The sequence below is a fragment of the Bacillus sp. FSL K6-3176 genome (genome assembly GCF_038003325.1).
GTDB lineage: Bacteria > Bacillota > Bacilli > Bacillales > Bacillaceae > Bacillus > Bacillus altitudinis.
Genome location: NZ_JBBOOX010000001.1, coordinates 701,450 through 723,772, shown reverse-complemented (window position 1 = coordinate 723,772; position 22,323 = coordinate 701,450). Strand labels below are relative to the sequence as shown.

Sequence of the window (22,323 nt, the reverse complement as noted above, 5' to 3'; positions counted from 1 at the left end):
TTTTTCTATTAATGACCTGCCTGGATATTCACCAAATGCTTACGGCCAAGAAGCAGGATGACCAATCCTAAGAGAACAACAGCCGCCCCTACATAATAAGGGGTGCTTGCTGTGTAAGTTTCAGCGAGTACTCCTGCAATCCAAGGCGCAATCGCACCACCAATAAATCGTACAGCACTGTATGAGGATGATGCAATTGAACGCTCAACAGGAGCTGATCCCATCACAGCCGTCGTCAGCACCGTATTGATCATGCCGAGAATTCCCCCAGCAATGACAATACCGCAAATGACCACGACCACATGTGATGTCCATATTCCAATGCCGAATAAAATCACAGCAAACGAAGCGAAGAGAACAACAAGAGCTGTTAATGTACCCAATTTGCGATGAATGACCGGCGCTGAGAAGACAGATGTCACAGCCAAAAATAATCCCCATCCAAAAAAGACATAGCCAAGACCATGCTCATCAAGATGAAGCACAAATGGCGAATAAGCTAGAAGAACAAAGAATCCAAAGTTATATAAGAAAGCAGCAGATGCCATCGTTAAAAGCCCCTTATATTTCAAGGCTCCAACAGCTTCAAATAACTTCACCTTTTTCTGCGGCTTTTGCATCGGTGGAAGCATAAACGTAATGGCTAAAAGAGCAACGAGCATTAACACTGCCACACCAAAGAATGGCCCGCGCCAAGAGATCGTCCCAAGCTCTCCGCCAAGCAGCGGTCCAACCGAAATCCCAAGACCTAGTGCAGCCTCGTATAAAATAATGGCCTTCGCACTTCCTCCAACAGACACGCCGACAATGACAGAGAGAGCCGTTGAAATGAATAAGGCATTCCCAATGCCCCATCCGCCTCTAAAACCAATTAATTCATTAATGGTTGAAGAAGTACCGCCTAAAGCAGAAAAGACAATAATAAAGATGAGTCCTAATAATAACGTCCATTTGGCACCAATACGACTAGAAATAAAACCGGTAAAAAACATCACAAAGCCGGTGACAAGCAAATAGCTCGTAAATAAAAGAGACACCTGACTTGGAGATGCATGTAATTGTGATGCAATGGCTGGCAAAATCGGGTCTACAAGCCCTATGCCCATAAATGAAATCACACAAGCAAAGGCCACCGCCCAGACGGCCTTCGGCTGTCTAAGCAGACTCGTACGCTGTTTCAAAACTTCTTCTTCCTTCATTCCATCAGAACCTTTCCTACAGTTGTTTAACAAAATAAAATAAACACGCTGAGGTGTTTATTTTATTTTGTTGACAAAGAGCTAAAATGAACTTTATTTTAGCTCTTTGTCTTCTTTTTCAGCGTGATAGAAAACCTTTGCAGTCTAGGAAGGACGAGTACTGGAGCGGAGCGAATTTGACATTCGTGAGCACCAGCACGCAGGACTGACAAAGAATGCGAGGGTTTGTCTACACGCTGAAATAAACACGCTGAGGTGTTTATTTTTGTAATTGCTCAATGGCATGAGCCGCTCTTTCTTTCATCATTTCAAGATCCTTTTTAAAGGATTGAATCGTTTCTAGCTTTTTTGTAATCAATTGATGCTGTACAGTCAGCTGCGCATCAATATCTAACAGTTTCTCTAATCGTTCCTTCGGGTCAAGTGACAGCAAGTAGCCTTCTTTATTCAGCTCAAGCTGTTTTCCGATTTCCATAAACGATTGAAGCTCTTGTAAAGAAAAGCCAAGTACTTCTTTGGCCTGCATCACTTTCTCCAGTTCTTCCATGTCATCCTCTGAGTAAAGTCTGACACCGCCCTCTGTCCGCTTTGGTGCTGATAATAAACCAATCTCTTCATAGAAACGAATGGTCCGTTTCGTCAGACCGCTTCTTTTCGCCACTTGATCAATTTTCATCCATTCCATCACCAGTGCCTCCTGCTCATCAATTCATGTTTTATTATACACCTTTATGACCTTAACGTAAACGTTAATGTTTGATCACTTGATTTCTATTGTGGTTTGATGCAGAATAAATAGGAATCATTACGTTTTAAAGGAGGTACCCTATGCGTTCATTTCCATCCAAAAAAGAACGACACGCACAATTCGGTTCTGTCCCGCCAAGCGCTAGAACAAAACCTTGTCAAAAAGAGGATATGATAGACATCCAACAAACCGAACAGGACTTTTATTTTGATCTGGAACAGGTCGGAATTTGCCGTGTGTCGTACCCTGTACATATTTTGTCTAAAACGGCTCCACAGCACCAAACCTCTTCCGCTGATTTTACGCTGAGTACATATTTGCCAGCTCATCAAAAAGGCATTCATATGAGCCGTCTCACCGAGCAGCTTCACTCATTTTATGAGAGCGGAAAACCGGTTGATGTGGATTCCTTAAAAGAATTGACAGCACAGCTTGCCAAGCATATGAATCAGCCATCTGCCTCGATTCAAGTTTCCTTTCCGTGGTACATGGAAAAAAAGAGTCCCATCAGCGGAAAGTCCGGTTTGATGCATGCAGACGTGCAATATGACATCCACTTTCATGAAGAAAACGGATGGATTTGTTATATTGGCTGCACTGCTCAAGTGACAACGTTATGTCCTTGTTCAAAAGAAATCAGTGAATACGGCGCACATAATCAGCGCGGCACTGTATCGATTCAGGTAGAGCTGTTTGAACAAGGTCAACTCCCTGATGACATGAAAGCAGATCTACTGCAGATCATCGAGTCTAATGCGAGTGCGCCCCTTTACCCTGTACTCAAAAGACCAGATGAAAAACACGTGACAGAAGAGGCCTATGAAAATCCACGTTTTGTAGAGGATGTTGCGAGGTTAATTGCAGCAGAGCTATATGAACAAAACTGGATCAAAGGGTTTCAAATTGAGTGCCGAAATGAAGAATCCATTCACCAGCACGATGCTTATGCCAAATGTTCTTATCAAAAAAAACTGTAGAATGTCTCTACAGTTTTTTTGCCAATCTTTATTTTTCATTACTTTCTAATTCCTCAATCATCATCGACAGTTCTGTCCAGCGGTCCATTGCTTGTTCTAGTTCTTCAGCGACGGCTTTTTGCTTGTCCATCAGCTCTTGAATTTTCCCAAAATCACTGCCAGCCTCAGCAATGCTGGCTTCGAGCTGCTGGTGTTTGTCCTCTAGTGCTTGTATCCGATCTTCAATCCCATCCCATTCAAGCTGGTCCTTATAGGATAGTTTTTTCCTCTTTTTCGGTGCAGCTTCTACTTGTTTTTCAGCAGGTTTTGTCTCTGTTCGCTTCTGTTCTTTTTCTTGCTCCATGTAATCGCTGTAAGCACCTTGGAAGTGTGAAATACGTCCATTCCCTTCAAACACAAGCAGACGATGGACGACTCGGTCTAAGAAATAACGATCATGCGACACGGTGATGACTACGCCTGGGAACTGCTCCAAATAATCCTCTAAAATGCTGAGCGTCTCTGTATCAAGATCATTCGTCGGCTCATCTAAAAAGAGAACATTCGGCTCTTCCATCAATACCTTCAATAAATACAATCTGCGGCGCTCTCCCCCTGACAGCTTGCGGATAAACGTGCGCTGCATGGATCTAGGGAATAAAAATCTCTCCAGCATCTGCTCTGCTGTCACAATGACGCCATCTGCCGTTTTGACAATTTCAGCTGTTTCTTTGATGTAATCAATGATATTCAGCTCTTCATTCATTTCGTTATGGTCCTGCGTGTAATAGCCAATGCGGACTGTTTGTCCAATGGTCAATTGTCCATTCGTCGGTTCGATTTTACCCGCCAGGCAATTGAGTAAAGTCGTTTTGCCCACTCCATTCGGTCCGATAAATCCGATACGATCACCTGGCACGACTAAATCGCTGAACTGGTCCACAAGGGTTTGTCCAGCAAATGTGATGCTGATCTCTTCTGCCTCAATCACTTGTTTTCCAAGCCGGTGAGAACCGATCGCAAAATCAAGCTCTCCCTTTGCATCAGGTCCCTTTTGATCCTTCAGCTCTTCCACTCTGCCGATACGTGCTTTTTGCTTTGTTGTTCGAGCCTTTGCCCCTCTTCTCAACCATGCTAGCTCACGTCTAAGCAGGTTTTGACGTTTCGTTTCTTTTACTTGAGCTTCTGCTTCTCGTTCTGCTCTTTTTTCTAAAAAGACTTCATAATTTCCTTTATATGTGTAAAGCTGCCCCTGATTTAATTCATAAATCCGATTGGCGACACGGTTTAAGAAATAACGATCATGGGTTACAAGAATGACAGCCCCGCTGTATTGACTCAAATATCCCTCAAGCCATTCAATGGTTGCGTTGTCTAGATGGTTTGTCGGCTCATCTAAAATCAGCAAACCCGCAGGCTGGATTAAGTTTTTGGCGATCGCCACACGCTTTTTCTGTCCGCCTGATAACGCATGAACAGATCGGCTCACATCTTTGACGCCAAGCTTTGTCAAAATCGTTTTCGCCGAAAGGTTCGCATCCCATGCGTCGTCCTGATCCATTTTATTTTGCATACGCATAAGCGCTTCTTGTTTTGCCTCGTTTTGTGGATCATGCTCTAAATCAGCCAGCGCCTGTTCATAGGCTTTCATCGTTTGAATCATTGGTGCTGTTCCTGAAAAAATATAGTCGAGAATCGTTTCATCTCCGCTCATTTCAGGATCTTGCTCAAGAAATTCGATATCAAGTGTCCCTGCCTTTGTAATGTCGCCTTCCTCAAATGATTCAAGTCCTGCAATGACCTTTAAAAGCGTTGACTTCCCTGTTCCATTAGGTCCAATTAACCCGATGCGTTCCTTTGGTTCTATATGAAAAGAGATATGATCAAACAGCGTTTTTTCGCCATAGGTTTTATATAATCCTTCTACATTCAATAAACTCATTTTATCAGCCCTTACATAGATTCTTCCTTTATTTTAAATCAGCCAGTAGCAGAAAACTAGTTTTAAAAAAACCCGCTGCTGAAAAGAATGTTTCCTTTTGATGCTCGATACACTATGAAGAGGTGATCTAAAGATGATAACCATTAGTTTATGTATGATTGTGAAAAATGAAGAAGAGGTTTTGGCTGACTGCCTGTCTTCTGTTCAAGACATTGTAGATGAGATGATCATTGTTGATACAGGATCAACGGATCAAACAAAGGACATTGCTCACTCCTTTTCAGCAAAGGTACTCGACTTTGAATGGATCCAGCATTTTGCAAAAGCACGCAATTTCGCTTTTTCCCATGCGACAAAAGAGTATATCTTATGGCTGGATGCCGACGATGTCCTGCTTGAAGAGGATCAGCAAAAACTGCTTCAGCTCAAACAGACGCTTGATCCCGCAGTAGATGCCGTCTCGATGTTTTACCACGTTGGATTTAGTGAGGACGGTCAGGTGAATTTTAAATATAGAAGAAATCGGCTCGTCAAGCGTGCCTTGAACTTTCAGTGGTATGGGGCCGTTCATGAATTCCTTCAAGTGTATGGCAACATTTTTCCCGCTGATATCGCCGTCACCCATCAAAAGCGTAAGAAAACAACCGCCGGAGAGCCTGGACGCAATCTGCGCATTTATGAAAACATGCTTGCAAAAGGCGAAGAGATGACACCTCGTGATCTCTTTTACTTCGCCAATGAATTACGAGATAACAAGCAGCATGTGAAGGCGATTCGCTTTTATCACAAATTTTTAGCCACAAAACAATGCTGGATTGAGGATGAAATTCGCACATGCCAAAATTTAGCTGACTGCTATTATGCAGTCGGTTTTGAGGAAGCCGCCTTATCCTCCTTATTGCGATCCTTCTTATATGATCAGCCCCGTCCAGAATTTTGCTGCCGGATTGGGGATCATTTCAAAGCACAAAATAAACACAAAGCAGCGATCTATTGGTATGAGCAGGCACTGAAGGCACCTGAAATCGAAACAGCCTTTACACTGACACAATATAAAACATGGTATCCTCACCTTCAGCTTTGCTATTGTTATTATCAGCTCGGTGATTTGGCTCAAGCCAAAACCCATCATCTTGCATCCTCAGCCCATTACCCAACCCATCCGAGTGTGCTGTACAATGAAAAGATATTTGCTGAAGAAACGTAAATCTCCTGTTATCACATCCGCCTGTCAATGACGGCGGATGTCTTTTGATACACATTAGACTTTTGTGACATTTAACACTTTAGTGATTTAAAGCGTTTTTCAACCAATTGACTAAATTGTCATTTACGCATATACTAACATTCGTCTTACGAAAAGATTTATCCATTAGGAGGTCAACATGAGTTCTTTATTTAGAAAAAAGTCTCTCGATCAGCTCATGCTTGAAAGTCAAACGAAGCGGCTGAGCCGTTCTTTGAATACATTTGATTTAATCTTGCTTGGCATTGGCTGTGTGGTCGGGACTGGAATTTTTGTGATAACGGGGGTTGCGGCTGCGAAAGATGCGGGACCTGCGATTATTATATCTTTTATTTTGGCTGCGATCGCATGCGCACTTGCTGCTTTTTGCTATGCTGAATTTTCCTCGTCCATTCCAGTGTCAGGAAGTGTCTATACGTATTCTTACGCAACACTTGGAGAATTCCTCGCCTTTTTAATGGGCTGGGATTTAATGCTTGAATATGTTGTTGCGCTCTCTGCTGTGGCAAGCGGATGGTCATCCTATTTTCAATCACTGCTCAGTGGATTTGGTCTGCACATACCGAAGGCTTTATCGGCTGCACCCGGAGCCGCTGATGGGGCCATCTTTAACCTGCCAGGCGCACTCATTATTTTACTCATTACCTTTATTGTCTCAAGAGGCGTAAAAGAGAGCACAAAGCTGAATAACATCATTGTGCTCATCAAAATTGCCATTGTCCTCCTCTTTATCATTTCAGGCTTTGCTTACGTTAAACCTGAAAATTGGACACCTTTTATGCCAATGGGCTTCCATGGCGTGATTGCTGGAGCGGCCACTGTCTTTTTTGCTTACCTTGGATTTGATGCAATCGCTAATGCATCTGAAGAAGTCAAAAACCCGCAAAAAGCGATGCCGATCGGAATCATTGGTGCGCTCGGCGTTTGTACGATTTTATACATCGGGGTTTCATTTGTCTTAACAGGCATGGTTCACTATACGAAGCTGAATGTCAGTGACCCTGTCGCTTTTGCGCTTCAAGTGGTTGGCCTGAATAGTGTGGCAGGTATTATATCAGCAGGTGCCATTATCGGGATTACAACAGTGTTAATTGCCTTGGTCTATGCACAAGTTCGCTTAACCTTTGCGATGAGCCGAGATGGGCTCATGCCGAAAATCTTTTCAAACGTTCATCCAAAATCGAAGACACCGGTTGCCAACACTTGGCTGACAGGCGCTGTTGCGGCATGTATCGTTGGATTCGTCAACTTATCAACACTTGCTAATTTAGTCAGCATCGGTACACTTGCGGCCTTTACGGTGATCTCGATCGCTGTGATTATACTCCGGAAAAAACATCCGAATATGAAAACAGCGTTTAAAGTACCCTTTGTTCCTGTTCTTCCCATCATTAGTGCGGTCATTTGTATGATCTTGGCTGCTACACTGAAATGGGAGACATGGCGAGCCTTCCTCATCTGGGTAGCCATTGGTGTCGTTGTGTATTTTACCTATGCAAGACGCAAAAGCCACCTGAATCAAACACAATAGAAAAGAGACACGGGGAATCCCGGTCTCTTTTTTTGTTTAAATCACACTGTTTTTCACTGAATTCGAATCCACCATATCTGGATCGAGTACGCTTGAAATTGGAATGACAAGCGGTGAACAATCTCCATTGTCCTCACCAAAACCCTGGTTCAATTTCATCGAGAGAAAATAATCGATCTGCTGATAAGGTCCTAGCGTCAGTGATGCCCCCCGATCCATTGCATTGATTTTAAAAGCACCGACATTGACGACTGAGGGTGAGAATAACATCACACATCACTTCCTTGGAATAGGTTTAGCTGCTGGCGAAAAAGAGGCAGGTGAGTCCACTTGATCTCGATCATCTACATGGCTCTTTGTTCCGACAAAACCGCTGGCATCTCCAAAATTCTGTCCGTACCCCTGATTTTTTTTATCTGAGTTTTGCCACTCTGCTAACAAATTTTGTCCGACATTCACCGCCGACGCATTTTCAAAGGAATTAATTTTTAACATGAAAATATTAATATTGATATACGGAGTTGGTTGAACCACAGATAAACCTCCTTTTTATAGGTATATGCGAGCACCCATCAAGTATGTTAACAGGAGGTCTTCACATGGACTTCGAAAAAATGAAGCAGTGGATGGACATTGCCCAGCAAATGCATGGAGATGATTTTTGGAAAATGATATTCGATGATGAGCAAAGATCTCCCTTTATGGCAAATGGTCCGTCTCCCTTTACATTCTCGCAGCAAGATCAGCGAGGAACAGATGCATCGTTTCCACCAGTCGACATTGTGGAAACCCCTACTGAATTTCAGTACTTAATTTATTTGCCTGGCTACCGGAAGGAAGATGTTCAGGTGCTGTCATATGGTGAATATTTAGTTGTAAAAGGACAGCGTTTTTCCTTTTTTAACGAACAGGATTTTCGCCAAAAACAAGGAAAGTATGGTCCGTTTGAAAGAAAAATTCGGCTCCCAGATATGATTCTTGGTCAAATGAATGCGGCTTTTAAAGACGGCGTGCTATATATTCGGTTGCAAAAAGATGAAGGAAAAGCAACTGCGATTATCATAGATGACGAATATTGATACTGACTGCGTCTATTAGATCACGATCATCAATCGTTTCAATCGGCAAGATCGTGATCACGCCATCGGCATTTTGTTCACCAAAACCATTGTTTCTTTTGATCGTCGAGCAGTGATTTCGTACGATCGTCGAACCGAATGTCATCGAGGACCCTGTACCAATCGTATTCGTCTTCATATGGGTAATCTGAATGCGTGTAGGCAGCATGCACTTCTCCCCTTTCATGTATCTCTATAAGTATATACCGGGCAGCTTTTCCATAGACTAGAGCAAGGCGAAAGAAAAGGTTGTGGTCCACTTGAAACATTTCATTCAATCACTCTTTAAAAAAACCGAAGCAAGTCCATCCCCATCTGTCGTCGAGCTGGAAAAAAGACTCACCGCTCTTGAGCAGAAAATGTCTGCACCTGCTCCGCCTGTCTCGGAGGATACGCACATTCACATTGAATCACTGCATGTGGACAAAATTGACTACCATTTAGAGTTTGGTGAGCTTTCCATTGATCAGCTTAAAGGCAGACTCAACATTGGAGCCACCTATTACACGCCAAAGGACCCGCACCTCAAAAAGGCAGCTTCAGTACCGAAGCCAAAAGAAACAAAAACACCAAAAGTCTCCATTCGATCAAAGTCTTCATCTCAGCACGACCGGAAGCCAGAAATAAACCGCAAGCACAATCGCTACAATACTGATCACATTTAGCCAAAAGCCAGCCTTGACCATATCAGATATTTTCAGCACGTCCGCACTAAAGACAGCCGCATTTGGCGGTGTGGAAATTGGCAACATAAACGCACATGAGGAAGCTAACGCAGCCGCAGCCATTAAGCCGTACGGCTCCATGCCAATTGCAAGTCCAAGCCCTACTGTAATCGGAATGATCATGTTCGCAACTGCTGTATTGGACATAATTTCGGTCATAAATAAAATAGAAGCCGTTAAAATAATCAGCAGCATGAGATACGACAGCCCATTTAAATGCTGTAAATTTTCCCCGATCCATCCTGTTAGATTCGTTTCCGCAAATCCTGTAGCGAGCGAAAGCCCGCCTCCAAACAAAAGCAAAAGCCCCCACGGCAACTGCTTCATATCCTGCCATTCTAGTATTCTCTCTCCATTTGTCGCTGGAATGAGAAATAACAGCATCGCCCCAAAGATTGCGATCGACGTATCCGAGACAGGAAGCCCGCCAAACAAAAAGATTTTAAAAATCCATAAAAAAGCCGTCATAAGAAAAATAGCAAAAACCCATTTTTCTTCTTGTTTCATTTTGCCTAAATCCTCTAAACCCTTCCGTATAAACGCCGCTCCCATTTCACCTGTGTGCTCTACCTTGAACTGTATCTTGGTCAAATACAGAAATAAGAGAATAAGCAGAACAGCCGCCACCGGAAAACCAAACAAAAACCATTCAAAAAACATAATTTCTCGATCTAACAACTTTTTTGACATCGCTGCAAAAACAGCATTTGGCACAGACCCAACGAGTGTCGCCAGTCCGCCAATAGAGGCTGAATAAGCGACTGATAATAGGATGCTTTTACTGAATCGGTCAAGAGATGCACCAGACAAAATATCGTTCGCCTTCACCTCTTTAATCACAGCCAGTGCCACCGGCAGCATCATCAGTGCTGTGGCTGCATTTGAAATCCACATAGATAGAAAAGCCGTTGCCATCATAACCCCTAATACAATGCGGTCACTTCTTGTGCCAATGATGTTTAAAATATGTAAGGCCATTCTTCTATGTAAATTCCATTTTTCAATAGCAATGGCAATCATAAATCCGCCCATGTACATAAAAACAATCGGGTCTCCATAAGCTCTTGATGTTTGCTCCATCGATAGCCCGCCAAGTGTTGGCAAAAGGATGATGGGCAATAAAGAGGTAGCCGGTATAGGCAAAGCTTCTGTGACCCACCATGTCGCAGTCCAAGCAGTAACGCCCAGTACCACTCTTGGTGCATAGGTCAATTCACTTTTTGGAATGAGCAAAAAAATAAGCAAAAAGAAGATCGGTCCAAGAACAAATCCAGTTAGATTCACTTTTTTATAAACGATCACAATTCCCCCTTCATGAAAACGCTTTTAAAATTTTTCTAATTTTTCACATTCGATGATCACATAAAAAATCCTTTAAATCATAAGAAAAAATGAAGAGATTTTTCAGCAGCAACTGTGTCTTGCTTCATATTTCCACTTCATGTCTTAGTCTATTTTCATAGGAGAAACTATACAAATCCTACACAGTAACTGTAAACTATAGAGGATCTAATCAAAAATTGAGGTGTTTTCATTGTATACAGATCAACGAAAATCATTTTGGAAACAGAAAAAAGTCATCATTCCCCTTCTTAGCATCATCGTGATTGCTGCTGCTCTCTTTTTCTTAAAAGATTCGCTTTTCTCAAAAGAAAAAGAGGCGCTGAAAGCCGCTGAATCCTTTACGAAACATCTGGAGAAAAAAGAATTCACGAAACTGGCAGATGAGGTCACAAGTGGCTCTCTGAAAGCCAGTGACTTTTCTAAAAAACAACTTGCCGAAAAATACGATAAGATCTTTAGCGGCATTGGTGCAAGTGATCTAAACGTCTCAAACGTCAACGTAGAAAAACAGGACAAAGGAAATGGGTATCAATTCACCTATGAAGTCACGATGAAAACGTCACTTGGAAAGCTGAACAAACTCTCTTACAAGGGCGTTCTCTCCGAAGAGGATAACGAGTGGAAAGTAGACTGGAAACCAAATCTCATCTTCCCGCAAATGGAAACGGGTGACACCATCAAAGTGACAACGGATCCTGCGGTACGCGGAAATATTGTAGATCGAAAAGGGCGCACGTTAGCCGAAACAACTGGTGGACACGCACTTGGCATCATCCCTGGAAAGCTCGGGACAGGTACGGAAAAAGAAAGCAACATCAAAAAAATCAGCAACGCTTTTGATATAGATGAAGAGCTGATTCAAAATCACCTGAAACAAGCATGGGTCACAGATGACACATTTGTCCCGCTAAAGTCTATGTTAGAGCAAAAGCCGATTCCAAAAGACATAAATGGCGTCACCTATCAAACGAAGGAAATGCGCTACTATCCATATAACGAAGCCGCTGCCCATCTGACAGGCTATGTGGGAAAAGCAAATGCGGATGATATCAAAAGAAATCCAGCTTTAAAGGCGGATCAAATCATCGGCAAAACCGGCCTTGAATTCACATTTGATAAGAACTTAAGAGGACAAGATGGCGGAAGCATCCTCATTATCCATGATGAAACAGGTATTGAAGAAACATTACAAAAAACAGACCGAAAAGACGGAAAAACAGTCAAGCTGACCATTGATGCATCTTTACAGAAAAAAGCCTATCAACAGCTGAAAGGTGAAAAAGGGGCTGTCACCATTATGAACCCATCATCAGGTGATTTATTAGCGCTTGTTAGCACCCCTTCTTACGATGTCAATTTAATGACCAACGGGATCACGCCTAAACAATATCAAGCATACAGTGAAAATCCTGATCTCCCATTCCAAGCTCGGTATGCGAGCAGATATGCACCAGGATCCACATTCAAAACCATTACAGCAGCGATTGGACTGGAAACAGGTGTCACAAAACCTAATAAAGTACGCACCATTCATGGACTGAAATGGCAGAAGGATCAATCTTGGGGAAATTATCGCATTACACGGGTACATGACAAAGAACAAGTCAATATGGTCGATGCCCTCGTGTACTCAGATAATATTTATTTTGGACAGGAAGCCCTTGAAATCGGCAAAGATACTTACGAGAAAAAAGTGAAAACATTTGGATTTGGTGATGATTTAAACATGCCGTTTACAATGAAACCGGCACAAGTGTCTAACGACGGAATCAAATCAGACATCTTACTTGCCGACTCAGCATATGGCCAAGGAGAATTACTCATGTCACCAATTGAACAAGTACATGCCTATTCACCATTTGCAACAGGAGGAAAGCTTGTGTACCCTCGAGTCATTCAGGATGAAAAAACCGCATCACCAAAACAGATCATCAAAGAAGATACAGCAAATACGGTGAAGGACGCACTCACTCAAGTCGTCACCAATTCAAACGGAACCGCTCACTCGTTGCAAATAAAAGGGGCTGATATAGCCGCTAAAACGGGAACAGCGGAACTAAAGAGCAAACAAGGTGCGACAGACGGTACTGAAAATGGATTTTTACTTGCGTTTAATCCTAAAAAAGAAGATTACGTCCTCGTCGGCATGATTGAAAGTGTGAAAAACCGTGGAGGCAGTGGACTTGTCATTCAAAAAATGAAGCCTGTCATCGCTTCTTTCTATAAATAAACCTTTAGAGACACACGCTCCATCAAGCGCATGTGTCTCTTTTTTTCTAAATCATGACAATTTGCTATTGTTTTATAGTTCACCTTATGAATAAAATGAGGAGAATGAAAAAAGAAACAAGTTGAATGAAAGGAGGAAGTCTCATTGGCTATTGCTGCTCAAACAAAGGATAAACCTCAAAAAGCGGTCACCGGTTCAACGGTTTATCCTATTTTATTGATTATTGGTATTTGCCATATGCTCAACGACACATTGCAAGCCGTGATTCCTGCCATGTTCCCTATTTTAGAACGCTCAATGGGGCTGACCTTTACTCAATTAGGGCTAATCGCCTTTACATTAAATATGGTCTCCTCTGTCATGCAGCCTGCGATCGGGTGGTACACAGATAAACGGCCGATGCCCTATGCACTGCCTATCGCATTATTTTCAAGTGCTGTCGGCATTTTCGGCCTTGCGTTTGCGCCATCATTTGCGACCATCCTACTGTGCGTCGTCTTTATTGGACTCGGCTCTGCGATTTTCCATCCAGAAGGCTCACGGGTTGCCAACATGGCAGCTGGTCCTAGACGGGGTCTTGCTCAATCCATCTATCAAGTCGGTGGAAATACAGGTCAAGCCTTTGCTCCGCTAATCGCTGCATTCATGCTCGTCCCTCTCGGTCAGCCAGGTGTGGCTTGGTTTACGATTGTTGGAATGATTGCTGTCGGTTTCCTTCTTTATATTTCAAGATGGTACGCAGGAAGACTTCAAACCATACGAGCACAAGCGAAAAAAGCGCCTGCAAAAGCAGCAAGACCTGAACTTCACCGCAAGTCAGCGCTCACAGCACTTGGCATTATCGTCTTTCTTATTTTCGCACGTTCTTGGTATGGAAATGCGATCTCGAATTTCTATGCGTTTTATGCGATTGAACAATATGGTCTGACGATTAAAGAATCACAAACTTATATTTTCTTATTTCTTATATTAGGTGCAATTGGGACATTTTTAGGCGGACCGCTTGCAGACCGCTTTGGCAAGAAAACCGTGATTTTAATTTCCTTATTGGCATCCTTTCCGCTTGCCCTACTTCTCCCATTTGCCGGACCGGTTGTTGCTTATGTTTTACTTGGACTCATTGGGATCATTCTGACCTCAAGCTTCTCTGTCACCGTAGTCTATGCCCAAGAACTATTTCCCGGGAAAATTGGCACAATGTCTGGTTTAACTGTTGGACTTGCGTTTGGTATGGGAGCGATTGGATCCGTTGCCCTCGGCTCATTAATTGATGCAGTCGGTTTAACGCCTACCATGATCGGTGTCGCCTTTTTACCGATATTAGGCATCCTAGCCTTTTTACTGCCAAGCGATCAGACCATAGCGAAATGGAATGAATCATAAAAGGTAAAAACCGCTCATTTACTGAGCGGTTTTTTTCATATCTCATAAAAATGTGTGTCGGGAACATGTTTCTTCGCAATAAATCCTTGCTGAAAATCAGGAAAGATTTCCTGCACCTGTTTGATTTTTTTGTGAACCAAATCCGCATACGGAATATACAAGTGATTCACCAGCTTTTGTTCTGTCATATAGTAATACCAATTCAGATTAAAGTTCTTTTCATCAATGATCGTAAAGGCAGAAAAATGATAGAACAGCAGTGGACATTCGTCGAGATACATATCTCCTTTCACAACGGAGAGCTTATAGTTTTCAATATTCCAAATCGCTGCATTGGCACCTTTAGATGCCACCACATGGACACCCTCAAAATCATCGACCCATCTTTCAACATACCGCTGATCACCATATGTCTTTTTTTCCGTATCCATTTCTACTGTACAGTGCGCAATGCAGTTCTCTTTCCACTGCGTCACAGCCCGTTTGGCCACATCTGTGTTTCGACAGCCTACAAAGCCAGTATTAAAACGGCCGGATAATTCATAAAAGTGATAGAATCGCTTGGAATTCATATGATCTGTCAAAAATACATGAGCGAGTGGATTTTCTGCAAATATCGCCTCTGGATCATGATAAAAATACAAATCCGTATCCAAATGAGCGAGATAATCTGCATCAGAGGACTCAAGAATTTTGAGTAGAAACGCAGGCTTAAGCGTCCAGCAATACTCGTGGAACGTACGATCCGCCTTTGCTTTTCGCAGCGAATCATCTTCCACATCTTCAAGCTGTTCATATTGGACATGTGGATGAGGAAACTGACTTAACACCTTGTAAGCCAAAGGATCAGCACATAAGACAGAAAGTTTGTATGATTGAGCCGTCTGCTCAAGTGAATGAATCAGCGCCAGCAGCTTAAATACATGGGTATTGGACACAATGGTTGTGAAATGATAGGATGCCATCTACAACACATCCACTTGGAACAAGTCAACATGCAGCAGCTCTTTTGTGAGCCCTTGAATGGCTTCTACCAGCACCGTGCATCCATGTTCCTGCTTGGCAAGCTGGGCCGCCTCTGACAGCTTTTTCAAAGGGAAATGCTTTGCCGTCAGCACGTCCTTTTGATCACGTTTAATGCCCACATTCCGCTCTGTGATCATATGAAGCAGCTCCAAAAAATAAGCGAGCAGATCATCATATGCTTCATTCTTACGCAGCTGGCGAATGTCTTTCACGATATCATTTGTCACGGTATGAGAAAATGGTCCAGAGAAAGCCAGATGAACATCAATCGAATCAATATTGTTGTACTTCTCGCACATATACAAAATGTTATATTTGATGTCATCGAATGACGTTAAATTACTTGGATGTTCCTGATGCACACTTAAAATATCCTCACGCAGCTCAAATGAGAGGCCAAGCTGATGCAGACGAATGCCTAAATCATAATCCTCAAACCCGTATCGAACGATTTTTTCATCAAACATCCCTAGTTCCATGACATGCTTTCGCTTGACGGAAGAGTTGTTTGTGATAAAAAATCGCCACGGCAATTGATAAGCACTTAAATCATAGTCGTACGTGTTTAAAATGTCTTTCAGAATATCAATAAATTCGGACTGCAAGTCGAAGCTTCTCTCTAGAAATGCGCCGCTTTTCACTTCCTCCATCGACACAAGAGACGTTTTGTCTTTCATTTTCCGCTGATATAGCCCTTGTTTTTTTAATCGCTTCACATGATCTTTATCAAAACCGGTGTAAAAATAACGGTAGATTCGCTTCCAGCATACACCGCAAATGACACGGTCCTCATGATCAGCATGTGCCTCTGCGTGCTTTTGAATAAATTGGGGCTCTGCCAGCATATCGCTGTCATGGAATATTAAGAGGTCTCCCTCTGCCTCACGAATGGCATGATTGCGCCCCTTGGCAATTCCTTGATTGACAGGAATACGCACCTTTTTGAATGGAAAGTTCACCTCAATGTTTTCGAGCATTTCCATCGTGCCGTCCGTTGACCCATTATCAGCAACAATGACCTCAAATGGAATATCGGTTTCCTGAAGCGTTAAGGAAAAGAGGCTCCCTTCTAAACGCTCTTTCGCATTATAACTCGGAATAATGACGCTGACCTTCGGCTTTTCATTCATGCGCCATCCTCCTCCAGTTTGGCATAGCCGTTAAACATCGGATTGACTTGTTCTACCGATTCAATCACATGACGCAGCACTTCCCGATAGGCCTCTTGGAAAAATGGCAAATCATCTCTTCCTTTTTCATGGATTTGCTGCATGTCATCTTTGCTTAAGATCCGAAAACCACTGAAATGATAGCAAATGAGTGGGCTTCCATCCTCAAGCAAAATACGTCCATTCTCTTCCTGATAAGAATGCTGGCCATAATTCCAGTGACCAATATTCACACCCTTTGTTTGAATATCTTCTACTTTTTCAAACAGCACCGGCATATGATCCAAATACCCTTGATCCCCAAATTTCCCTTCTCCAGGCGCATTTTTGCATTCTTTTAGACATTCTTCTTTCCACCAGCTCAGGCACTTCCGGCCGGCTTCATCTCCTTTAAAATGCAGGAATCCTGAATTATAGCGCCCTAAAAGTTTCTGAAGCATCTTCACTTCCTCTGGATCAAAGCTTGGAATGACAATATCCCCTCTTGATAGAAGCACAGAGGCATCAGGCTGGTTTTGAAAAATCACTTGTGGACGCTCATAAAAGAACAAATCCGCATCTAGATACGTCACTTCCTCCGCCTGGTCCTGCTTAAATAGCCACTCAATCCAAATCGGTTTTAATGTCCAGCAATATTCCGAATCATTTCGTTCCTTTTTGATCTCTAGAAGCTCAGGCGTTTCAAGCTCACGCACATGAACAAGATCGACATGTGGGAAATTCATTTGATGAAGCAAATCAAATGCAGCATCATCCATACATAACGTCTTGATGACAGCATCATCTTCTACTTGCTTCAACGATAAGAAAAACGCAATGGCTTGATAAAGTCTTCCACTTGATAGAACCGTACAATATATGCTGTTCATCTGTATACACCTCTATTTTTGAAAGAATTCGCGATACCATTCAATTGTCTTTTCTAACCCTTCATCAATGGAGTAATCAGGCTTCCAATCAAGCAGCTTTCTCGCCTTTTCTGCTGATAAATATTGATGCTTAATCTCATGCGTTCCTTGATTCAAAATACGAGGTTTTAGTTCACTGCCCATCGCCTTTAAGATTTTATCAACGAGCTCAAGCACGGTCAGCTGAATTTCATTACTAAAGTTAAATGCTTCTCCTGCAAGCCCTTTTTCCTCCATTTTTTCAGCTAGCAGTAAATAAGCCTTGACCGCATCTTCAATATAGAAATAATCACGGATAAAGGTTCCGTCACTTCTAATTTCTGGCGCCTTTCCCTCTAACACAAGCTGGATGGTTTGCGGAATGATTCGGTTAAAATTCAAATCCCCGCCTCCATATAAATTACCGCAGCGCGTAATACAAACCGGAAGACCATATGTGTTGTAGTACGTGTGAGAAATTAAATCTGCACAGCTTTTTGACACATCATATGGATGCTTGCCGTTAAGCGGCATGTCTTCATCATAAGGAAGCTGCTCTTGATCCCCGTATGCTTTATCACTCGATGCCACAATCACTCGTTTGATAAGCGGCTGCCTTCTGCATGCCTCCAGCACATTCCATGTTCCTAAAATATTGGCTTCAAATGTAGAGACCGGGTGACGATTTGCGACCCCAACAATCGCTTGGGCGGCCAAATGAAAGACCGTATCAATCTCATATTCTCCTAACGCACGTTCTATCGTTTGCATGTCCTCAAGTGCGCCTTGGACGACATTCATCTTTTCAAATTGACTGCCTTGATATAAGTTCGATCTTGGCACCTGATCACGTACAAGCCCTGTTACGTTTGCTCCTTGATCTATCAATTCCTTGACGAGGTAACTCCCTAACAATCCCGTACACCCAGTCACAAATACGTTTTTCCCATTCCAAAATCCGCTCATGCTGTCACCAAACCTTCCATGGTTGTTTTCCTTCAGTCCACATGCCGTTGATTTCTTTCAAGTTTTTATACGTATCAATTGCTGTCCAAAATCCGTGGTGCTCATAAACTGCTAGCTCTCCATCATTCGCCAAGTTCTGAAGAGGCTCTGCTTCAAAGACGCACTGATCATCATCTGTTAAATAATCAAAAACCTTTGGAGACAACACAAAAAATCCTCCATTGATCATCCCGATACTGTCTGTCTTCTCAGAGAAGGATTGTGCCATCCCGTTATACACCTTCAGCGTGCCGTACTGTGATGTCTTTTCAATTCCTGTGACAGTGGCAGCTGCTCCAAGTTCTTGATGGCGCTTGAGCAAATGAAACATATTGATATTGGCAAGTCCGTCACCGTACGTCATCATAAATGTCTCATCACCAATATAATCCTGTACCTGCTTTAACCGCCCGCCTGTCATCGTATTCTCACCCGTATCTAAAAAGGTGATTTTCCAATTCTCCGAATTCCCTAAAAGCTTCATTTCTCCTGTCGACATATCCAGCTGCATGCTGTGATGCCGCCAGTCGTAGTTGAGAAAATACTCTTTGATTTTCTCTCCTTTATATCCAAGCAATAAGATAAACTCGTCTACACCGTAATACTGATAGATTTTCATAATATGCCATAGAATAGGCCGATCTCCGATCATAGCAAGTGGTTTAGGAAGCGCTTGTGTGACCTCACTCATTCTCGTTCCCTTTCCTCCGCAGAGAATGACTGCTTTCATCTTCTCCCCTCATCTCTCTATGAAAATTTTTGATTGAAAACCCTATCTTCATGCGGAAAATCAGTACATGTACCCTTATACTTTGTCCGACATCAGGTTTTGAATCTACTCTATTCATATGTCGGAATAAGAGAGGGTGCCACCTAGCATTTAACTATTTTTACAAACAAAAAAGAGCGAGATTTGCATTCTCGCTCTTTCAAAGTTTAAATTGTATATTTTCAGGGTAGATGGTATGATAAACATGTGCATATACAGCACAAACAGCCTCTTTCGATAAAGAGACTACTAGATTGAATGAACTCAAGTGGCAGCTTGCTTCATTCTGAATATGAATCACGGAGGTGAATTCCCATGGCACAAAATGTACTTTGTGAAGTGAACTCTTGCCGTTTTTGGGCTGACAACAGCTGTACAGCTTCTACCATTAAAATTGGTAAAAGCACTATGACTGACGTGACTCGCAATGCTGAAACGGATTGCGAAACATTTGAAACAAAATAATACATGATTTTCTGAGATGAAGGAACTGGCAGGTTCCTTCTTTTCTTTTATCATTCTATCAAGAATGATAATTATTATCAAGCGTTTTTCACTAAACATTTCTCGGGAAATAATGACACGAAATTTCTCCATTCATTGACGATTTTCACTCCTTTTTCTATACTCAACATATCCGAAGAAGAAAAAGTGGTGACCAATCAGTGGATTTTACGATACGTTTCCTATCATTCTATGTGGTTGAAGTAGAAGGCAAAGAGGAACAAGCAAATAAACGGTTTAAACATTACCAAACATTAGACCAAGAAGAATTTGAACAAAGTGAGCTGAAGGACTTTCTAGACGGTGAGCTTAAAAAAATCGTCAAACGAAAAGTGGACAGACACCCTAAGTCTGAGCAAGTACCGACTAAAATCGGACGTTTCATTGTCGAACCCGGCCATGAACTCGATTCAAATCCAAACTACAATTTATTTCATCAGACGAGATTTGCAGATACAAAAGAAGTATTTAACGAATGCAGTGAACAATTTGTTCGCACCTATTTAGATACAAGTGCTGTCAGAGGCGGCGTGTTTTTGGTTGCATCTGCGGTTCCTAAAAAGTATTTCGATGACTCTTTTGTCTTTATCATGAAATGCGATTTTGAACAGAAAGTCGCTTCTATTGCTGATACATCTACCTTGATCAAAAAAGTAGAAATGGCGATTACAACAAAAAACATGAAATCGATTCAATACCCGTTTATGCCAGAAGAGGGCATGACAGAGGAAGCCGAAGTGAAAATTCACCAATCCTCACACGCTCGTTATTTTGAAGACTTTCTGAAATTCGTCGAATACGGAGAATCGATGCCTGAAATCATGAAATCACAGGTCATGAATATGGTGCAGGAACACGTATTTGAAACATTACAGGATGAAAGTGAAGAATTAAAACAATTTGAAGAGGACCTTGAAATATGGGAAGCAAGTGAAAAGCGGGAGATTCGGGAAACACTAGATACAGAACAGGTCACATTAGCGGCTTCACATATTGTGGAACAAACCCCTGATATCACGATGAAGATGCGTCTAGGCGAAACAGAAATCAAAGGGCTTTTAGCCGACTTCGGCCACTCGATTCATATTGCAAAGGTCAACAATCGATATGTCGTGCTCGTTGAAGCAGATCAAATTGTATTTGAAAAAGGAAGCACACCTGTTGAATTCCATAAACCCAATGGCTTGAAAGAGGTCGTCAGCCAGCTGACGCAAAAAGCCTATGATTCAGACTTAGAATAAGAGAATATGACTGCCTCCTGCGATCAGCTGCATGAGGCAGTTTTTTATATAACGTTTTATTTTTTACACTGCACTAGAAGAAACATGCTGCCCGCTTCTTATCCACATGCTGACGAGCATTAAGCTTATGATAAGCATCAGCCAAAAGACGCTGTTTGTTCCGAAAAACTGGATCAACGTATACCCACACAAAGGTCCTAAAGCAGCCCCCATATCTTGAACAAAAGAATAGCTGGCGAGAAAGCGGTTCTTATCTGTTTGAGCAGAAGCTTTTTGAAAGGCAAGTGTATCGGTGAATGTTGTGACAATTGTTGCCATCAGCTGCATCAAAAGCAGCATCAATAGGAACCAGCCGCTTACCTTCAGCATGATCCCAAGAAAACTGAGCCCTCCAAAAGAAAGAAACATCCAGCATAACATTCGTTCCTTTATCACAAGACGATCAAACCATTTGCCCGTTCTCGGTGCGAGAAATGGTTCCCATCCCCACCTGAGTGCTTGAATAACACCGCTTAAAGCCGAAGCTCCGATGACAAAGCCAAACAGAGTCAATTCATCTTGCTCAATCTTTGCTTCAATGACATGACTCAGCGTGGATGCGAATAAACCTTGGATGATCAGTGCGATCAGCATGCCTGTTATCAGTACTTTTACCACATCTCGTGTAAACCACTTCTGTTTGATGCCATGATACACCTGCGTGCCTTCTCTCTTTTCAATTTCATCCAACGATACATAAAAAATGCAGCCCATCAATGTGAGTAAGCCAAAGACAAGCGTCATGGACTGAAAACCGATCAAGCTGGCAAATATCCCGCCAAATAACATTCCGAATAAACTGCCTAGGCGGTAAAGTCCATTATAAAGACCAGTCAAATGACCTTGTGCGCCTTCATCCATTTCAGCAATCAGTCTCATTCCACTCATCCGAAGTAAAGTCCACGCCAATCCCCAAGCACATCGGCATATGAGCAGCAGCCAAAAGCCACTGACACCATAGAGCATCGTGGTCACTGACGCTAGCAAAATAGCAATCAATACACCTGTCTTCATCGGCACATACCGGTATAGCCACCAAACAACTGGTGCTAAAGGGATGCGAATGAATCGGTTGATCGAGAGCAGTAAACCTACCTCCCAAATGGACGATAAACCAATCTCTCGCCAGTAGATTGGAAGAACAATATACAGCATGGAATCCCCAATGAGTGCAAACGCCGTGATGAGTGATATAAACACGACCTGCTTTTGACGATGATCCATTTTTCTTCCCCCTTCGCTACCTTTACGATAAGGGATA

The 22,323-nt window shown here is 42.5% G+C and carries 22 protein-coding genes; 9 read left to right on the top strand and 13 right to left on the bottom strand.

Translation table 11 applies throughout. The annotated features are described in order from the left end of the window. Window positions 1-8: 8 nt before the first annotated feature. On the bottom strand, window positions 9-1,199 hold the full coding sequence (locus MHB38_RS03650) for an MFS transporter (RefSeq protein WP_341002449.1): 1,191 nt from the start codon (window positions 1,197-1,199) through the stop codon (window positions 9-11). Between the two features lie 259 nt (window positions 1,200-1,458). Beyond that, complete coding sequence (locus MHB38_RS03645; RefSeq protein ID WP_017366797.1) at window positions 1,459-1,884, bottom strand: MerR family transcriptional regulator; 426 nt, start codon at window positions 1,882-1,884, stop codon at window positions 1,459-1,461. A gap of 143 nt (window positions 1,885-2,027) precedes the next feature. Here MHB38_RS03645 and folE2 point away from each other — a divergent pair, with 143 nt between their 5' ends. After that, window positions 2,028-2,924 carry a GTP cyclohydrolase FolE2 gene (gene folE2, locus MHB38_RS03640; protein ID WP_191219209.1) on the top strand — a complete coding sequence of 299 codons (897 nt, stop codon included), beginning with the start codon at window positions 2,028-2,030 and terminating at the stop codon, window positions 2,922-2,924. A gap of 28 nt (window positions 2,925-2,952) precedes the next feature. On the opposite strand, the gene MHB38_RS03635 is transcribed toward folE2, so the two are convergent. Next, complete coding sequence (locus MHB38_RS03635; RefSeq protein ID WP_025206900.1) at window positions 2,953-4,845, bottom strand: ABC-F family ATP-binding cassette domain-containing protein; 1,893 nt, start codon at window positions 4,843-4,845, stop codon at window positions 2,953-2,955. Between the two features lie 133 nt (window positions 4,846-4,978). On the opposite strand from MHB38_RS03635, the gene MHB38_RS03630 reads away from it, so the two are divergent. Further along, a complete protein-coding gene (locus MHB38_RS03630; RefSeq protein ID WP_191219208.1) occupies window positions 4,979-6,052 on the top strand; it encodes a tetratricopeptide repeat-containing glycosyltransferase family 2 protein in 1,074 nt (357 codons plus the stop codon). 178 nt (window positions 6,053-6,230) lie between these two features. Then, complete coding sequence (locus MHB38_RS03625; RefSeq protein ID WP_008344176.1) at window positions 6,231-7,622, top strand: amino acid permease; 1,392 nt, start codon at window positions 6,231-6,233, stop codon at window positions 7,620-7,622. Window positions 7,623-7,658: 36 nt separating this feature from the next. Here MHB38_RS03625 and MHB38_RS03620 read toward each other — a convergent pair whose 3' ends face one another. After that, a complete protein-coding gene (locus MHB38_RS03620; protein ID WP_008344178.1) occupies window positions 7,659-7,892 on the bottom strand; it encodes a hypothetical protein in 234 nt (77 codons plus the stop codon). Between the two features lie 6 nt (window positions 7,893-7,898). Further along, a complete protein-coding gene (locus MHB38_RS03615; protein ID WP_008344180.1) occupies window positions 7,899-8,156 on the bottom strand; it encodes a hypothetical protein in 258 nt (85 codons plus the stop codon). 65 nt (window positions 8,157-8,221) lie between these two features. On the opposite strand from MHB38_RS03615, the gene MHB38_RS03610 reads away from it, so the two are divergent. Beyond that, window positions 8,222-8,701, top strand: coding sequence for an Hsp20/alpha crystallin family protein (locus tag MHB38_RS03610; RefSeq protein WP_008344182.1), 480 nt, complete (start codon window positions 8,222-8,224; stop codon window positions 8,699-8,701). Here MHB38_RS03610 and MHB38_RS03605 read toward each other — a convergent pair. Then, the gene (locus MHB38_RS03605) at window positions 8,682-8,909 is read right to left on the bottom strand and encodes a hypothetical protein (RefSeq protein WP_017360415.1); all 228 of its coding nucleotides are present in this window, start codon (window positions 8,907-8,909) and stop codon (window positions 8,682-8,684) included. The two genes, MHB38_RS03610 and MHB38_RS03605, sit on opposite strands and share 20 nt — an antisense overlap. A gap of 91 nt (window positions 8,910-9,000) precedes the next feature. On the opposite strand from MHB38_RS03605, the gene MHB38_RS03600 reads away from it, so the two are divergent. Next, window positions 9,001-9,405, top strand: coding sequence for a hypothetical protein (locus tag MHB38_RS03600; protein WP_056705609.1), 405 nt, complete (start codon window positions 9,001-9,003; stop codon window positions 9,403-9,405). Here the strand turns inward: MHB38_RS03600 and MHB38_RS03595 are convergent. Next, complete coding sequence (locus tag MHB38_RS03595) at window positions 9,337-10,767, bottom strand: SLC13 family permease (RefSeq protein ID WP_202734661.1); 1,431 nt, start codon at window positions 10,765-10,767, stop codon at window positions 9,337-9,339. The genes MHB38_RS03600 and MHB38_RS03595 overlap by 69 nt on opposite strands. 232 nt (window positions 10,768-10,999) lie before the next feature. On the opposite strand from MHB38_RS03595, the gene pbp4 reads away from it, so the two are divergent. Both pbp4 and MHB38_RS03585 read left to right on the top strand, forming a co-directional pair. Continuing rightward, window positions 11,000-13,039, top strand: coding sequence for a penicillin-binding protein PBP4(5) (gene pbp4, locus MHB38_RS03590; RefSeq protein ID WP_135226987.1), 2,040 nt, complete (start codon window positions 11,000-11,002; stop codon window positions 13,037-13,039). Between the two features lie 144 nt (window positions 13,040-13,183). Continuing rightward, entirely contained in the window at window positions 13,184-14,422 is a 1,239-nt protein-coding gene (locus MHB38_RS03585; RefSeq protein WP_144610649.1) for an MFS transporter, read from the top strand. A 35-nt stretch (window positions 14,423-14,457) separates the two neighbouring features. Here MHB38_RS03585 and MHB38_RS03580 read toward each other — a convergent pair whose 3' ends face one another. The 5 genes from MHB38_RS03580 to rfbF are packed head-to-tail and all read right to left on the bottom strand — an operon-like array spanning window position 14,458 to window position 19,239. After that, a complete protein-coding gene (locus tag MHB38_RS03580) occupies window positions 14,458-15,387 on the bottom strand; it encodes a putative nucleotide-diphospho-sugar transferase (protein ID WP_019743932.1) in 930 nt (309 codons plus the stop codon). Next, entirely contained in the window at window positions 15,388-16,578 is a 1,191-nt protein-coding gene (locus MHB38_RS03575) for a glycosyltransferase family 2 protein (RefSeq protein WP_076822815.1), read from the bottom strand. Then, complete coding sequence (locus MHB38_RS03570; protein WP_076822813.1) at window positions 16,575-17,486, bottom strand: putative nucleotide-diphospho-sugar transferase; 912 nt, start codon at window positions 17,484-17,486, stop codon at window positions 16,575-16,577. The genes MHB38_RS03575 and MHB38_RS03570 overlap by 4 nt, the downstream gene beginning before the upstream one ends. Before the next feature lie 12 nt (window positions 17,487-17,498). Then, the gene (locus MHB38_RS03565; RefSeq protein WP_025092661.1) at window positions 17,499-18,470 is read right to left on the bottom strand and encodes a GDP-mannose 4,6-dehydratase; all 972 of its coding nucleotides are present in this window, start codon (window positions 18,468-18,470) and stop codon (window positions 17,499-17,501) included. 4 nt (window positions 18,471-18,474) lie between these two features. Then, complete coding sequence (gene rfbF / locus MHB38_RS03560; protein WP_017360424.1) at window positions 18,475-19,239, bottom strand: glucose-1-phosphate cytidylyltransferase; 765 nt, start codon at window positions 19,237-19,239, stop codon at window positions 18,475-18,477. Between the two features lie 354 nt (window positions 19,240-19,593). Between rfbF and MHB38_RS03555 the strand changes: the two genes are divergently transcribed. Together MHB38_RS03555 and MHB38_RS03550 are read left to right on the top strand one after the other, a co-directional pair. Continuing rightward, window positions 19,594-19,743: a DUF1540 domain-containing protein gene (locus MHB38_RS03555; protein WP_008344201.1), complete on the top strand. Its 150-nt coding sequence runs from the start codon at window positions 19,594-19,596 to the stop codon at window positions 19,741-19,743. Between the two features lie 200 nt (window positions 19,744-19,943). Next, entirely contained in the window at window positions 19,944-21,023 is a 1,080-nt protein-coding gene (locus MHB38_RS03550; protein ID WP_019743936.1) for a DUF3900 domain-containing protein, read from the top strand. Window positions 21,024-21,086: 63 nt separating this feature from the next. Here MHB38_RS03550 and MHB38_RS03545 read toward each other — a convergent pair whose 3' ends face one another. Continuing rightward, on the bottom strand, window positions 21,087-22,286 hold the full coding sequence (locus MHB38_RS03545) for an MFS transporter (RefSeq protein ID WP_135226985.1): 1,200 nt from the start codon (window positions 22,284-22,286) through the stop codon (window positions 21,087-21,089). Window positions 22,287-22,323: the final 37 nt, after the last annotated feature.

Bases quoted from the DNA above. Each gene is read 5' to 3' on its own strand.
- MHB38_RS03645 (WP_017366797.1), bottom strand. From the start codon at position 1,884: ATGGAATGGATGAAAATTGATCAAGTGGCGAAAAGAAGCGGTCTGACG.
- MHB38_RS03545 (WP_135226985.1), bottom strand. From the start codon at position 22,286: ATGGATCATCGTCAAAAGCAGGTCGTGTTTATATCACTCATCACGGCG.
- rfbF (WP_017360424.1), bottom strand. From the start codon at position 19,239: ATGAAAGCAGTCATTCTCTGCGGAGGAAAGGGAACGAGAATGAGTGAG.
- folE2 (WP_191219209.1), top strand. From the start codon at position 2,028: ATGCGTTCATTTCCATCCAAAAAAGAACGACACGCACAATTCGGTTCT.
- MHB38_RS03625 (WP_008344176.1), top strand. From the start codon at position 6,231: ATGAGTTCTTTATTTAGAAAAAAGTCTCTCGATCAGCTCATGCTTGAA.
- MHB38_RS03580 (WP_019743932.1), bottom strand. From the start codon at position 15,387: ATGGCATCCTATCATTTCACAACCATTGTGTCCAATACCCATGTATTT.
- MHB38_RS03610 (WP_008344182.1), top strand. From the start codon at position 8,222: ATGGACTTCGAAAAAATGAAGCAGTGGATGGACATTGCCCAGCAAATG.
- MHB38_RS03575 (WP_076822815.1), bottom strand. From the start codon at position 16,578: ATGAATGAAAAGCCGAAGGTCAGCGTCATTATTCCGAGTTATAATGCG.
- MHB38_RS03565 (WP_025092661.1), bottom strand. From the start codon at position 18,470: ATGAGCGGATTTTGGAATGGGAAAAACGTATTTGTGACTGGGTGTACG.
- MHB38_RS03620 (WP_008344178.1), bottom strand. From the start codon at position 7,892: ATGTTATTCTCACCCTCAGTCGTCAATGTCGGTGCTTTTAAAATCAAT.
- MHB38_RS03650 (WP_341002449.1), bottom strand. From the start codon at position 1,199: ATGAAGGAAGAAGAAGTTTTGAAACAGCGTACGAGTCTGCTTAGACAG.
- MHB38_RS03605 (WP_017360415.1), bottom strand. From the start codon at position 8,909: ATGCTGCCTACACGCATTCAGATTACCCATATGAAGACGAATACGATT.
- MHB38_RS03570 (WP_076822813.1), bottom strand. From the start codon at position 17,486: ATGAACAGCATATATTGTACGGTTCTATCAAGTGGAAGACTTTATCAA.
- MHB38_RS03555 (WP_008344201.1), top strand. From the start codon at position 19,594: ATGGCACAAAATGTACTTTGTGAAGTGAACTCTTGCCGTTTTTGGGCT.
- MHB38_RS03630 (WP_191219208.1), top strand. From the start codon at position 4,979: ATGATAACCATTAGTTTATGTATGATTGTGAAAAATGAAGAAGAGGTT.
- MHB38_RS03635 (WP_025206900.1), bottom strand. From the start codon at position 4,845: ATGAGTTTATTGAATGTAGAAGGATTATATAAAACCTATGGCGAAAAA.